Annotated in this window: 11 protein-coding genes; 8 read left to right on the top strand and 3 right to left on the bottom strand. The window is 43.5% G+C overall.

The features are described 5' to 3' along the window. Positions 1 to 43: 43 nt before the first annotated feature. The 3 genes from rnb to ACM2FC_RS03465 form a co-directional block, all read right to left on the bottom strand. The gene (rnb, locus tag ACM2FC_RS03455) at positions 44 to 2,047 is read right to left on the bottom strand and encodes an exoribonuclease II (protein ID WP_498479429.1); all 2,004 of its coding nucleotides are present in this window, start codon (positions 2,045 to 2,047) and stop codon (positions 44 to 46) included. A gap of 183 nt (positions 2,048 to 2,230) precedes the next feature. Then, complete coding sequence (locus tag ACM2FC_RS03460; protein ID WP_498479430.1) at positions 2,231 to 3,292, bottom strand: 3-oxoacyl-ACP synthase III family protein; 1,062 nt, start codon at positions 3,290 to 3,292, stop codon at positions 2,231 to 2,233. Then, positions 3,289 to 4,035 (bottom strand): hypothetical protein, encoded by a 747-nt coding sequence (locus ACM2FC_RS03465; protein WP_498479431.1) that lies wholly within the window; start codon positions 4,033 to 4,035, stop codon positions 3,289 to 3,291. The genes ACM2FC_RS03460 and ACM2FC_RS03465 overlap by 4 nt, the downstream gene beginning before the upstream one ends. A 369-nt stretch (positions 4,036 to 4,404) precedes the next feature. On the opposite strand from ACM2FC_RS03465, the gene ACM2FC_RS03470 reads away from it, so the two are divergent. The 8 genes from ACM2FC_RS03470 to ACM2FC_RS03505 all read left to right on the top strand — a co-directional run bounded on the left by ACM2FC_RS03470 (position 4,405) and on the right by ACM2FC_RS03505 (position 15,003). Next, positions 4,405 to 6,273 (top strand): DEAD/DEAH box helicase, encoded by a 1,869-nt coding sequence (locus tag ACM2FC_RS03470; protein ID WP_498479432.1) that lies wholly within the window; start codon positions 4,405 to 4,407, stop codon positions 6,271 to 6,273. A gap of 138 nt (positions 6,274 to 6,411) precedes the next feature. After that, the gene (gene hutZ, locus ACM2FC_RS03475; RefSeq protein WP_498479433.1) at positions 6,412 to 6,939 is read left to right on the top strand and encodes a heme utilization protein HutZ; all 528 of its coding nucleotides are present in this window, start codon (positions 6,412 to 6,414) and stop codon (positions 6,937 to 6,939) included. A gap of 159 nt (positions 6,940 to 7,098) precedes the next feature. After that, complete coding sequence (gene xylB, locus ACM2FC_RS03480; protein ID WP_498479434.1) at positions 7,099 to 8,550, top strand: xylulokinase; 1,452 nt, start codon at positions 7,099 to 7,101, stop codon at positions 8,548 to 8,550. Between the two features lie 180 nt (positions 8,551 to 8,730). Then, positions 8,731 to 9,903, top strand: a complete 1,173-nt coding sequence (locus tag ACM2FC_RS03485) for a XylR family transcriptional regulator (protein WP_498479435.1) — start codon at positions 8,731 to 8,733, stop codon at positions 9,901 to 9,903. After that, positions 9,890 to 10,903, top strand: coding sequence for an aldose epimerase family protein (locus ACM2FC_RS03490; protein WP_498479436.1), 1,014 nt, complete (start codon positions 9,890 to 9,892; stop codon positions 10,901 to 10,903). Before ACM2FC_RS03485 ends, ACM2FC_RS03490 begins: the two co-directional genes overlap by 14 nt. A gap of 111 nt (positions 10,904 to 11,014) precedes the next feature. Then, a complete protein-coding gene (xylA, locus tag ACM2FC_RS03495; RefSeq protein ID WP_498479437.1) occupies positions 11,015 to 12,334 on the top strand; it encodes a xylose isomerase in 1,320 nt (439 codons plus the stop codon). A gap of 371 nt (positions 12,335 to 12,705) precedes the next feature. Then, entirely contained in the window at positions 12,706 to 14,157 is a 1,452-nt protein-coding gene (locus ACM2FC_RS03500; protein ID WP_498479511.1) for a sugar porter family MFS transporter, read from the top strand. A gap of 108 nt (positions 14,158 to 14,265) precedes the next feature. Beyond that, positions 14,266 to 15,003: an SDR family NAD(P)-dependent oxidoreductase gene (locus tag ACM2FC_RS03505; RefSeq protein ID WP_498479438.1), complete on the top strand. Its 738-nt coding sequence runs from the start codon at positions 14,266 to 14,268 to the stop codon at positions 15,001 to 15,003. The last annotated feature ends 44 nt before the right edge of the window (positions 15,004 to 15,047 follow it).

Raw genomic sequence — 15,047 nt, forward strand, 5'->3', positions numbered from 1 at the left:
TTGGTAGAAATCGGCCCTAGTTCAGGGCCGATTTGCGTTTAACTTAGTTGGATTCAGAAGTTTCTTCGGTTTTCTGATTCGGTTCAGCAAAAACGTAAGTTGGCTTAGCAACTAAGCTGCGATTTGTTTGGTTGACGTCAGCCAGTACAACTTCCAGAGTATCACCTAATCGATAGTTCACTTCTTTGTCGATACTGATTGTACCTTCTTCTGCATTTAATTCGATACGCTCTTTGTTATCTATGATTAAGGAGCCTGGGACAAAAGCAGTAGCGCCGTTTTCTACAAGTCGGATACGCATACCAGCTCGGTTAATATCAAAGATTTCCCCGGTGTATTTCGTACCGTCCTCTGGCTCGTTGGCTAGCGTGCGGGCATACAACCAATCAGCTACGTTGCGCTCAGCAATTTTGTGGTGTTTCTTATGAATAGCTAACTCTTCTCCAATACTCTCGTCTGGCTTCTGAGAAGCGGGTTTGCCCATAATCATCGACTTCAGCATGCGATGATTAATCATATCGCCATACTTACGGATTGGAGAAGTCCAAGTCGCATATATGTCTAGCCCCATTGCATAGTGAGGTAAAGGCTCGGCACCAATTTCACTGTAGGCTTGATACTTTCTGATACGGTTATCAAAGTAGCTGGTTTCTTGGTTGTTTAACCAGCGACGAAGCGCGGCAAACCCTTCAAGTGTTGTGATGCTTTCTTCGGTAAAAGGTAGATCGCCATCTGGATTGATCAGCTCGATAATATCTTTTAGCTTTTCAGGTTTGAAGCCAGAATGGCAGTTAAATACTCCACAGCCAAATGCTTCTTTTAATGCAAAGCCCGCGCAGATGTTCGCGGTTATCATCGCTTCCTCGACCAGCCGGTTAGCACTGCGGCGCATGTCCGCGTGAATCGCAACCACATCGTTGTCTTCGCTTAGTTCAAATCGATAATCTGGTCTATCTGGGAACACAACTGCATTGTTTTCACGCCAAGCAGAGCGAGCTTCAGATAGCGTATTCAAATCTTTTACAACTTGAGCGATTGTATCGCTTGGTTGCCACTCATCTGAAGAACCCGTTTCAAGCCAGTCTGAAACATGATCGTAGACAAGGCGCGCATGTGATTGAATGTTTGCTGCAAAGAACTTGATATCATCTTGAATTGTGCCGTCTTTCGCGACAGTCACCGAGCAGCAAAGTGCAGGTCGAACTTCGTTTTCAAGCAGAGAGCACATGTCATCGGCAAGTTCTCGAGGCAACATAGGGATGTTTCTACCTGGTAGGTAGATGGTAAAGCCACGCTCACGAGCCACTTTGTCCATTGAATCTTCTGGCATGATGTACGCAGTAGGATCGGCAATCGCAATAGTGAGCTTGATGTCGCCAGATTCAGTAGATTCTGCATATAACGCATCGTCCATATCTTTTGTGCTTTCGCCATCGATAGTCACAAAAGGTATGTCGGTCATGTCAACACGCTCAAGATCAGCGTCGTCTTTTAGTTCCCAGTTATCAATACCTTCTGGCTCGCTGTTTGGTAGGTCGTTTTGCGCTAGTGTTACCCACCAAGGTGCAATTTTGTCATCAGCGTTGGTAATTTTCTCAGTAACTTCTACAAAAAAGGTGTTATCGCCTTTTAGAGGATGGCGAATGAGATTCGCAACGACCCAATCCCCTTCTGCGAAGTGCTCAGGATTCAGTCCTTTTTTCACTTTTGCTTTTAAAGATTGCTTTTTCAATTGAGGGTGATCTGGGGTAACGTTTAACTTACCCTTAAACATTTTGATTCGGCCAATGAAGCGAGTCAGGCTTTGCTCAATCAACTCTTCAGGTTCCGCGACTTCTTTTTCCTTCTCGGTACGAATGATCGCAACAACCTTATCGCCATGCATACATTTTTTCATGTATGGCGGTGGAATAAAAAAGCTGGTCTTGCTGTCCACTTCAAGAAAACCAAAGCCTTTATCAGTGGCTTTAATTGTCCCTTCCTTTTTAGGTAGGTTTTCTTGGATTTGTTGCTTTAATTGAGCGAGTAGAGGATTATCTTGGAACATGGTTTCTTGTCTACAGTATTAGATTGACGACACTATAAACATTGCCGTCCGTGAATGCTAGGGGCTGGCCGTCTTTTACGATTACTTTTGCAAAACCTTGGCGCAATTTAATGTTGGCCAAGGCGAGGGAGATGACATTGGTAAGAAACAACCCTTGAGATCAGTAATCTGAGTTCGGTTTATTCAATAATGAGAATAGATAAATCCGCCAAACATATATTTAGTCGCTTCTGCACCCAAAATGGCAACCTTATCTCCTGATTTTAGTTTTCCACAATTGATTAATTCCGCCAAGCTACACCAAATAGCGGCTGAGCCGAGGTTTCCCCACTGGCGAGCGTGATTGATTATTTTGGTCGGATCGATGTCGTAGGCTTCGCTTAGTTGTATATCGATATGGCCACTTGCTTGGTGGGGAATAATATAGTCAAAAGCATCAATGTGATGGCCTAATTGGGCCAGTGTATGTACACTTTGGGTAAACAACTCGGCGCCATGCTTCATCACGTCAGTAGAGCGATGATGAAAGCGGGCATGTTGGCTGAATATCGACTGCGAACCTGCATCGAGCTCTAACCCGGGCTGCATTCCCACTCCAATCTGACCACTGAAGCAGTTAGAAATGATACCCAAAGCTTTTGCCGAGTTGTTCGTGGTTGAGTCTAGTAATATGCCTCCAGCGCCATCTCCCATTTGCATGTAATTCACCAATTGTGAGTTATCTGCAAAGTCAGCGTCATAGTTAAAATAAACAGATCCTGTTTCGCTGCCGACAATGGCAATAGGCTTATTTAGTAGCGCGATCCTGGGTAGGGCAATCTGTAGTGCACTGACAAAGCCGGTACAAGCTTGCCTCAACTCCATAAATGTGCCTTGATAGTGAAGTTTGTCTGCTACCCATGCAATGTTTGCCGGAAGTTGAGTGTCTGGTGTGGTTGTGTGCCCGATTAAATAATCAAGTTGTTCGAGACCAATATTTGACTTTTCTATAAGTTGCCTGATGACATTGGCGCTTAAGGTCGAATTAGGAGGAGTTGCTGGGCTAATGGTTTTGTGGATGTCACGACAAAAATGGCGGCTTTCAACGCCTAAATAAGGAGCAACTTTAGTCGCAAATTTGGCAGCTTTAGAGCTGGTCAACTTTCTTAACGCCGCGACCAGTTGAGCATTGTTGAGTTTTTGTTGAGGGAAATGATGTTCGGCGGCCAAAACATGGGCCCTGCAGGGTAATACATTCGCATTCATAGAGCCTCCAAGGGCTTAGTTGTTGTAAGAACGCTTTGAGTCTCTCTATGCAGCAGAGGTGTTTGTCTGATAGCCTTCTGATCATTGAACACTGCCGATAAATCAACCCCTATCTGTGAAAAGGCATTTTCTTCTGTATTGAGCAGGTTGAAGAGACGTTGATTGATTTCTTGGCGAAAGTCAGGCCACTTTCTCGACTCGAAACCCAAAACCAGTGCGTGCTTTTTCGACAGTGAAACATGCCTAGCTTCATCTTGCTTGATTGCTCTACACAATTTTGAAAAAGGATGTTGCTTACCTAAACTACCATTTTCTATGGCTAACATGAGTTTACAAACCAATGAATCAAGGCAGGCAATTTGGGCAAAGTGTTCACTGAATGTCTCAGTTATGGCGAGTTTAGCGAAAAAATGTTGGCTTTTACGTTTGAGAGCTGTGATGTCGTGAGGCTCCTTTAGCTGGGTGCGTACTAGCTCTAGTGCTTTTTCGTGGTATTGCTCATCGGCGACGATTTGTTCGAAATCTTCAATAACTTGTGGGTTATTGTGATTGCGTTGTTTTTCATTGTAAAACACCCATTGGGAAGATTGTTCACCACAAACCAGTAGGGGCAGTAACCGAGCCAACGCTTGGTGTTGTTCAGAAGAGAAATGAATAGGTGTGTATCTATACTTCTTTAACCACAACTTAACAGGGCTAGTGCTCTGTCCAGAAATGGGTACCGCTGCAAAACAAGGTTTCATTGTAGCAAAGCTTCTTTTTCGTAAACACTTCCCATATGACCTAGGCTTCCTTTTATTTCTTTCAACAGATTTCTGGGAATGTGATAAGAGTGGGATATAAGATGCCAGTAAAAACCATTCTATTAGTAGGTGAAATGAACAAGTCGTGGGCAGAATTAACAATTCTTGGTTATATTTGTGATGAATTTCAATTTTTTCTGGCTTTTTTTGTGTATTTAGGGAATAATCCGCGTCCCTAAGTAAGTCCCTAGTCGCTTGATGCGTTTTAACACTTGTCCGCATCTGGATGGATTCAGCTCTAAATTGGATCGGTATTGGAATTGGTAGAGCACGTGGGACCTTTTGTTAAATGTTATTAGTGGGAACCCAATGCAAGATTCTGCAATACAATTCAGTGACCTAGACCTAAACGACTCTATTCTTTCGGCTCTCGATGGAATGGGGTTCACAAGCCCAACCCCTATTCAAGCTGCAGCTATTCCTCATCTTCTAGAAGGTAAAGATGCACTAGGTAAGGCTCAGACAGGTACAGGTAAAACAGCTGCTTTCTCTTTACCTCTTTTGAACAAGCTCAACCTTGATCAACGCAAACCTCAAGCTATCGTTTTGGCTCCAACTCGTGAGCTAGCGATTCAGGTTGCGGCAGAGATCAAAAACCTTGGTCAAAACGTTCGTGGACTGAAAGTTTTAGAAATCTACGGTGGTGCTTCTATCGTAGATCAGATGCGTGCACTAAAATCTGGTGCTCACATCGTTGTTGGTACGCCAGGTCGTGTACAAGATCTAATTAATCGCGATCGTCTACACCTAGATGAAGTTCATACATTCGTACTTGATGAAGCGGACGAAATGCTTAACATGGGCTTTGTTGACGATGTAACTTGGATCATGGAGCAGGCTCCAGAATCAGCGCAACGCGTGTTGTTCTCTGCGACTATGCCTCCAATGCTTAAAAACATCGTTGAACGCTTCCTACGTAACCCAGAGCACATCGACGTTGCTGGTAAAAACCACACAGTTGATAAAGTAGAGCAACAGTTCTGGGTAGTAAAAGGCGTAGAGAAGGACGAAGCAATGACTCGTCTTCTTGAGACTGAAGAAACGGACGCGTCTATCGTGTTTGTTCGTACTCGTCAAGACACGGAGCGTTTAGCTGACTGGCTTTCAGCTCGAGGCTTCAAAGCGGCTGCTCTTCACGGTGATATTCCACAGTCTCTACGTGAGCGTGTGGTTGATCATATCAAGCAAGGCGTTATCGATATTCTAGTTGCAACAGACGTTGTGGCTCGTGGTCTTGATGTTCCACGTATTACGCACGTATTTAACTACGATATCCCATTCGATGTTGAGTCTTACATCCACCGTATCGGTCGTACTGGTCGTGCAGGACGTAAAGGTAAAGCGATCCTATTGGTTCGTACCAACCAAATTCGTATGCTTCGCACTATCGAGCGTGTGACTAAGTCTTCTATGGAAGAGATTCAACTTCCATTGCGTGACAAAGTAGCTGAAGCACGCCTAATTAAACTTGGTGCTGAGCTTGAAGCTGAGAAAGAGCACAAAGCGCTTGATAAATTTGCTGAGCTTATCGAGAAGCTGCAAGAGTCTCTAGACATTGATACAACAACTTTGGCGGCGATGCTACTAAAACGCCAACAAGGTAAACGTCCATTGTTCTACACTGGCCCAGATCCGATGATTGAAGCGATTGAGCGTGATAAGCAACGTCGTAAAGAGCGTCGTGAAAACGGTCGTGACGGCGGTCGTCGTAACTTCAACAACGCTGATTGGGAAACTTATCAACTACAAGTTGGCCGTGAGCAAGGCGTACAGGTTAAAGATATCGTTGGTGCACTAGCTAATGAGCTAGGCCTAACAAAAGGCTCTATCGGTGCGATCAAGCTAGCTCAAGGGCACACTTTTGTTCAGCTTCCTAAGTCAATGAACTCAGAAGCATCTAACAAGCTACGTAAGCTACGTATTCGCCAGAAAGAAGTGGGTGCTGTGGTTTGTGATTTTGATGACTTCCGTGAGTCTCGTGGTCGCCGTGACGGTGGACGCAGAGATGGCGGCGGCTATCGTGGTAACCGTGAAGGAAACTTCCGTGGTGGACGTGAAGGTCGTGATGGCAACCGTGGTAATCGTGAACGACGTTTTGACCGCAACAAAGGTGGCGATCACCGTGGTGCGTACCGAGGCGAGCGTGGCCACAGCCGTGCTCGTAGCTTGGAAAGCTAAGCTGTAAAGTAAATTGCTAGCCCTGCCTAAATGGTGGGGCTTTTTTATATCTCATTTATGTCGAATGGAGCTCGAGTCACAGACTTCAAACTAGATAACCTTAAAATCAACCCCATGTACTCAAGGAAGAGATGAAGTATGGTCTTATCGGATGAAGAAAAACAGCGACGCTTACAAGGGCGACTAGCGCCAGAGATAAGAGAGTTCATTGAGCAATGTAAAACATTGCAATTGGCGACAGTTGACGAACAAGGCAATCCAAACGTCAGCTATTCTCCGTTTGTTCGAAATCAATCGGGTTACTTCATTCTCATCTCTTTCTTGGCTCGCCACGCACAAAATATCAACCAAAACTCTCAAGTCTCTATGATGATGATTGAAGATGAAGCTTCAGCTGAGCAAATATATGCTCGCAAACGTCTTACGTTTGATGCGGTGGGAACTTTGGTCGAACGGGATACTCAACTTTGGCAAGACGTTGTGACACAAATGGTTGAGCACTTTGGTGATATCGTGGCAGATCTAACCCAATTGCAGGATTTCAACTTAGTTCAATTTCAGCCAGAGCAAGGGTTATTCGTTAAAGGTTTTGGCAAAGCCTTTCAGCTGACAGGTGATGAGCTAGTAGATATCACCCATGTAAAAGGAACCAATAAAAACAGCTAAGTACCCTGTAAAGTATGCTCAAAATAGCAAATGTAGCTTTTCACAGAACCTAGCGCACAAAAAACATTTCTTCATAACCGGATGTCGATTTTCGTAATTGTCCAAGCTCTTTTTGAAATTTACCTTAAGTTTAAATGATATAACGTGAAGGTATTGAAGATGTATATTGGAATCGATTTAGGCACCTCTGGAATCAAGGCAATAGTATTGGACGAAAGCGGCATTATTGTCGCCTCGAAAACAGAGTCGCTGCGAGTCTCCCGTCCGAAGGATTTGTGGTCGGAACAAAACCCTGAACATTGGTGGACAGCACTCAACAAAGCGATTCTGGGTTTAAAAGAGCAGGTCGACCTGTCAAACATCATCTCTATCGGACTTTCTGGGCAAATGCACGGGGCGACGTTAATCGACAAGGAAGGCAAAGTTATTCGCCCGTGTATTCTGTGGAATGATGGCCGCAGTTCGCAAGAGTGCAGTGAAATTGAAGAAATGGTACCAAATTGCCGTGAAATTACGGGTAACATGGTGATGGCTGGCTTTACCGCGCCTAAACTGCTTTGGGTGAAAAGAAACGAGCCAGAAAACTTTGCCCGCATTGATAAAGTGCTTTTGCCAAAAGACTATTTACGATTCCGCATGTCTGGTGATTTTGCTTCCGATATGTCCGATTCTGCGGGTACCAGCTGGCTAGACGTGAGAAATCGTTGCTGGAGCGATGAAATGCTCTCAGCCACGGGTTTAACGCAAGATCACATGCCTCGTCTTTATGAAGGTACCGAGATCACTGGGCTACTCAGCAATGAGCTCGCGAACGAATGGGGAATGCCTTGTGTACCGATAGTTGCTGGTGCTGGAGACAATGCTGCGGGAGCCATCGGTGTTGGTATTGTTGAACAGGGACAAGCTATGCTGTCTCTAGGAACTTCGGGCGTTTATTTCTCGGTTACAGATACCTTCACATCTGACCCAGAAAACGCACTTCACTCCTTCTGTCACGCGGTTCCAAACAAGTGGCATACTATGAGTGTTATGTTGAGTGCAGCCTCCTGCCTAGCTTGGTTTGCAAAAACGGCTGAGTTCACTGATGTCAAAGATATGATTGATGAAGCTGAAAAAGCAGAGAGTTCAGAGTCAGTACTTTTCTTACCTTATCTCAGTGGTGAGCGCACCCCACACAATGATCCACAAGCTAAAGGCGTATTTTTTGGCCTAACCCCAGCAACCACTCGTGAGCAAATGGCTCTTGCTATTTTGGAAGGGGTCGGTTTTGCATTGGCAGATTGTATGGACGTATTACATGAAGCAAGTGGTTTCCCTGATGATATTTCTTTAATTGGCGGAGGAGCACGTTCAGTATTCTGGCGTCAGATGCTGGCAGATATATTCGGAATCTCTGTATCTTATCGCGCTGGTGGCGATGTCGGCCCTGCACTTGGTGCAGCGAGACTTGCTCATGTAGGTGTAAAACCCGAGAAAGACATCTCTTCGATCTGCCCGATCACTTCTCTTGTACAAACGTACGAGCCTACACCTGAAAAGAATAAGCAGTATATGATTAAACGCCGTAAATTCAACGAGCTGTATAACCGACTAAAAGGATTCACGATTTAACATATAAGATCTTAATGGCCTGCACTTCTTCAAGAGGCTGCGGGCCCGACTTTATATATCTGTGCCATATATTGAGTAATGGATGAGGAATAGATCACAGATTTAGTGAAAGCAAAAATGATATACCCTTCATGCACAGTCACATCGGCTGTGCATTGCCAGCAATATAAAGATGTCCAAATGAGTAAAATATACCGCATTCTATTACTGTTTAACGCTAACAAAATCTATGATCGTGAGATACTCGAAGGTGTTGGCAAATTCATTTCTTCTACCAAAGTAGATTGGGAAGTCTACGTTGAGGATGATTACCTCATCGATAGATCTTCAATCAATGACTGGTATGGTGATGGGATCATCGCTGATCTCGATGACCCCGATATTGCTGAAGCGTTGGCGGGGTCGACTATACCGATTGTTGGCGTAGGTAGTTCATATGAGCACCGCAAAGATTACCCACACTTTCCATATGTAGCGACAGATAATAGAGCGATTATAGAGCTAGCGATCGACCATCTAACACAAAGAGGGCTGACTTCTTTGGCTTTTTATGGCGCTAACCCAAGTTCCTATAACAGGTGGGCAAGAGAGCGAGAAAAAGCCTTCATATCGATCACAAAAGAACGTGGTTACAATAGCTCGGTTTTCCGTGGCTTTGATACCACTGCTAGAAACTGGAACTTTTGCATGAACCGAGTCACTGACTGGGTTCAACAATTGCCAAAACCAGTTGGTATCGTTTCGGTGACTGACGCAAGAGCCAGGCACATTATTCAAGCTTGCGCGAATATGGAAATACTCGTTCCCGAAAATGTCGCCGTAATTGGTATCGATAATGACGATATTGCGAGAAGCTTAAACAAGATATCACTCTCTTCAGTTGCTCAAAATGGCAATGAGTTGGGGTTTGTTGCGGCGCAAAAGTTACATCAAATGCTTCTGCAAAACGCTAATGTTTCTGAGCTGACAAAAATTGGTCCGCTAAGGATTCACGAACGACAAAGCAGCGACTTTCATGCTATCAACCACCCCTTGATTATGACCGCTCTGCATTTTATTCGTGTGAACGTTAATAAGGGTATCAAATCGTATCATGTCTTCGACGCTTTAAATGTGTCCCGCTCTAAGCTGGAAGCACTGTTTAAGAGTGAATTAGGCACAACGGTACACGATCAGATTTTTACGATTCGACTAAAAAAAGCGTGCCAGCTACTGAAGTCGAAAAATAAGTCTATTGATGAAATTGCCGAGCTTTCTGGATATCCGTCTACTCAATATATGTACTCCGTTTTTTCAAAAAAGCTGGGGATGACCCCAAAAGAGTATAGAGAAAAAGACCATGAGCCTATTTAACGAACCCTTAAGCCCTTACCATATTCACCCTTTAACCAATGACAATGGTGTTCAAGTAGATATCTCTCCCCTTGGGGCGACCATTGTCAACTTCTTGGTCCCCACCCAAGAAAAAATCATCAATATTGTTCTAGGTTACGACACGCCAGACGAGTATTTGTCTGGCGATTTGTTTTTTGGTGCTGTCGTGGGGCCCTGGGCAAACAGAATAAAAGCTGGTCGATATTACGATGGTGAAGACTATATTCAACTAGAGCAAAATGAGGGAGCGAACCACCTTCATGGCGCTGGAGCAAATTTGCATAAGCGTATATGGAATATCGAATCCAAGTCTACAAGCAGCATTACGTTGTCGCTATATGTTAGCAAAGGCGAAGGCGGCTATCCGACGGATATAGCAATAGAGGTCAAATATACCTTAGATGCCTATAACCAACTTCTGATTGATTACAAAGCGGTACCCGAGGCCAGTTGTCCAATTTCTATCACGCAACATAGCTATTTCAATCTGAGCGGTCAAGGGAGTGTGTGTGGCCATCTTGTTCAGCTCAATTCGGAAGCTTTCCTTCCGGTTGATGAAGAGTCAATTCCTATAGGAAGCGCGAAAGACGTTTCGGGAACGCCATTTGATTTTAGCTCGCCCACTGTGCTTGGGAGCAACCTGTCAAAATCTCATGTTCAAGTTAGCCAAGCGAAAGGTATCGATCATGCTTTTATCATTGCAGATTCAGCTAGCCCAGCGGCTGTTATCGAAAGCCCGATAACGGGATTACGGTTAGAAATGAAAACGGATTTGCCTGCATTTCAATTTTACACTGGAAACTACATTAATGATGTCCGTGGAAGGAAAGGGTCTACATACAATAAACATGCAGGCCTTTGTTTAGAAAGTGGATTTTTGCCTAATCAGCCGAACATCTCAGAGGCAAAAGATTGCTTTTTTAGTCCATCAAAACCGTTCATGTCACGAACAATCTATAAAATAACCCAGAAAAAATGAGAGATTGAACACATTAAACACTGGGTCACTATTCAATAGCAAAAATCGTAATTGTTGAAAATTACATAAAAGTTAGCATGTCACCACTAACATAGAAAAGTGGTGACAATAATGACTGAATATTTCAACGGCGTCGATAAAGTAACATTTGAAGGTAAAGAATCTACAAACCCATTTGCTTTTAAAGCTTATGACGCAAATAAGGTAGTTCTTGGTAAAACAATGGCAGAGCACTTGCGTTTTGCAGCATGTTATTGGCACAACTTTGTAGGTGTCGGTTCAGACCCATTTGGTAACCCAACTTATGACCGCAACTGGCTAAAAGGCAGCAACCCAATGGAGATTGCTACCAATAAAGCGGACGCGGCGTTTGAGTTTTATAGCAAATTGGGCGTGCCATATTACTGCTTCCACGACACAGATGTAGCACCTGAAGGAAGCAACCTTAGAGAGTACATCGAAAACTTTGGCTTTATGGTTGACTATCTTGAGAAGAAACAAGAAGAAACCGGTCTGAAGCTTCTGTGGGGTACAGCAAACGCATTCTCTAATCCTCGCTATATGTCTGGTGCAGCAAGCAACCCTAATCCAGAAGTTTTCGCGTATGCTGCAACTCAAGTATTTAATGCTATGAACGCGACCAAGCGTCTCGGTGGTGAGAACTATGTACTTTGGGGTGGACGTGAAGGTTACGAAACTCTACTCAATACAGATTTACGCCAAGAGCGTGAGCAGCTTGGCCGTATGATGCAGCTTGTCGTTGAGCATAAGCACAAGATTGGTTTCAAAGGCACAATTCTCATTGAACCTAAACCACAAGAGCCGACTAAACACCAGTACGACTATGATACTGCAACAGTATATGGCTTCTTGAAGCAATACGGCTTAGAGAAAGAGATTAAAGTAAATATCGAAGCAAACCATGCGACACTTGCGGGGCATAGTTTTCAGCATGAAATCGCAACGGCCATTTCTCTCGGTATTTTCGGGTCGATCGATGCGAACCGTGGTGACGCTCAATTGGGATGGGATACTGACCAGTTCCCAAATAGTGTCGAAGAAAATACGCTCATTATGTATGAAGTACTTAAAGCAGGTGGCTTTACGACTGGAGGGTTAAACTTCGATGCTAAAGTTCGTCGTCAATCGATCGATGTGAATGATCTTCTAACAGGCCATATCGGTGGCATGGACACAATGGCACTGTCTTTAGAGCGTGCTGCGAAGATGATTGAAAATGACCATTTAGCTAAAGTGGTTGCAGAGCGATATGCAGGTTGGAATGGAGAACTTGGCTCGAAGATCCTCAACAAAAACTTCTCTCTAGAAGATATTGCAAATTATGCGTTGGAAAATGACTTAAATCCAAAAGAAGTAACAGGTAGCCAAGAGTCACTTGAAAACTTCGTAAACCAAGTAATTTATAGCTAATTACAATACGTATTAATTACTAAAAGGATGGTTTAGCCATCCTTTTTTTGTGCTTGTGGTATTACCAATTATTTGGCAAATAATTGAAGCGATTTAATATAAAGTTAATCGCTCATTACTATCTTTATGGGTAATTTTTGTTAAATATTGATATGCAATTTATTTTATAATAATATTGTTGGGATAGCTTAAAATAAACAATAAGTTATGATAGTTACAATGAGTGATGACGTACGATTTTTTTATGTGGTTGCTTGTTGAAATAAAATATTTCTCACAACTTAAACTAATTTAAATATGTCTGACCGAAATCACACATAGCTGTTTTAATAATCATATTGGCTAATTACGTAATACAGCTCTGAACCTGAATTGACGAAAATACTACAAACAATTCTAAGGGGGCATATTACATGAGAAAGTCTACGAATTTAATGTTAATAACCATGGTGGCGGCACTTGGTGGTTTGTTATTTGGTTATGACACAGCTGTTGTAGCGGGAGCGGCAGAGTCACTGCAAGTTTATTTCCATTTATCGCCAGCAGAGCTTGGCTTTGGTGCATCATCAGCACTTATCGGGTGTGTAATCGGTGCGATTATCGCGGGTGGCTTGAGCACAAAGTATGGGCGAAAAGGTACTTTGCTAATGGCTGCTGCGGCATTTTTTATCTCAGCGGTTGGCACAGCGATGCCATTCCCATTTGAGTCTTTTGTATTTTTCAGAATCGTTGGCGGAATAGGTGTCGGTATCGCATCAATGGTTTCACCAATGTTTATTGCAGAAATTGCCCCACCCAAAAAACGCGGAGCCTTGGTATCTTGCAACCAATTCGCCATTATTTTTGGTATGTTGCTCATCTACTTTGTCAACTACGGTATTGCTTTGATGGGCGACGACGCTTGGTTGAATACCATCGGTTGGCGTTGGATGTTTGCTAGCGGCGTGGTACCTGCAGCGCTGTTTTTTGGTCTTCTTTTATTTATTCCAGATACACCTCGCTGGCTAGCAATGAAAGGCAGAGAGAGTGAAGCGAAAGACTTGCTCCGTCAAATCAACAAAGGTAGTGATATTGATGAGCAGTGGCAAGAGATAGAACAATCATTACATTCCACAAGCAAAGAGAAGATCAGCATCGTAAAGTCTGGCTTCGCGGGCGTGCTGTTTATTGGTATTGCACTAAGCGTTTTACAACAGATCACAGGTATAAACGTCTTCTTATACTACGCACCAGTGATATTTAAGAGCTTAGCGTCTTCAGGTACTGATGTTGCAATGTTAGAGACGATAATGGTTGGCGCGGTTAACTTATTGTTTACTGTCATTGCGATTTTTACCGTCGACAAATTTGGGCGAAAACCATTGATGATGGTCGGGGCGGGAGTCATGGCTCTGTCTATGTTCGCCATAGGTACTGCCGCATACCTTGATGCTGTGAGTGGGTACTTAATTGTGTTTGTGTTAGGGTATATCGCGGCATTTGCTCTATCTCTTGGTCCTGTTACTTGGGTGTTATTATCCGAAATTTTCCCCAATAAAGTCCGGGCTAAAGCTTTGTCCATTGCAGTATTCGCACAATGGGTTGCCAACTATTTAGTATCGCAAACTTTTCCAATGATGAACGCCAAGTCATCTTACTTGTACCAAGCTTACCATGGAGGTTTCCCCTTCTGGCTATACGGAGCATTTGGTATTGTGACTATTTTCTTTGTCGCAAAATGGATTCCAGAAACGAAAGGTAAATCTTTAGAAGAGCTAGAAAGAATTTGGGAGAAAAAGCCTAAAGTTGAGGATATGGGTTATGAGATTTCACATAGTAAATAATCTATGAATGGATAGCTAAAAGAGGCCAATGCTTTGAACTGCATTGGCTTTTTTTATTGTCGCTTGATTTAAGATAACCGTTTTTCGGTTATCAAACAGGAGTAAACAATGGCAGTTGCTTTTGTTAGCCGGGGCAGTAAAGGTATTGGATTAGAAACCGTTAAACGGTTGTTAGAGCATGGTCATCAAGTGATCACTTGTTCTCGACACGCAGAAACATGGGATAAAGCGGTTAATGATTCTCCCGAATTAACGTCGGTTGACTATATTCCGATAGATATCACGGATGAAAGGGCGCTGGCGGAGCTATTTTGCTACATTGGTGAGAACTATTCAAAATTAGATTTGTCGGTAAATAACGCCTCCCCTAAACTTGCATCAGGAGGCAGTTTCAGCCAAATACCAGTCGAAGATCTTCGTAGTACTCTAAATAACGATTTTTGGGCTCAGGCATTATGTTTAAAGTATCAGTTAAACCTCATGTCTCATGGTGCTTGTATCGTTAACATATCGTCTGTAAACGGGCTAAGACCGACACCTAGTGCCGCCATGTATTCTGCTGCGAAGCATGCAACTGAGGGGCTTACTCGTTCAGTAGCTGTGGATGCGATAAAGAAAGGTATTAGGGTTAATGCCGTCGCTCCTGGTGTTACATGGACTCCTAGGTGGCAAGAGAAACAAGCATCGGAACCGGATATTCGAGAGCAAGTGTCTAAAGTTGTTCCCGCGAATCGTTTTGCAGAGGTTGGGGAGGTTGTCGATGCAGTAATGTATCTATTGTCTGACAATGCGAGATATATTGTTGGTCATACGTTAGTTATCGACGGAGGACTATCTCTGACTTAATGGGTAAAAAATTCTTCGTTACTAGGTGAAATTTAACTAGTTTC

This window comes from Vibrio sp. A37 (assembly GCF_059777565.1).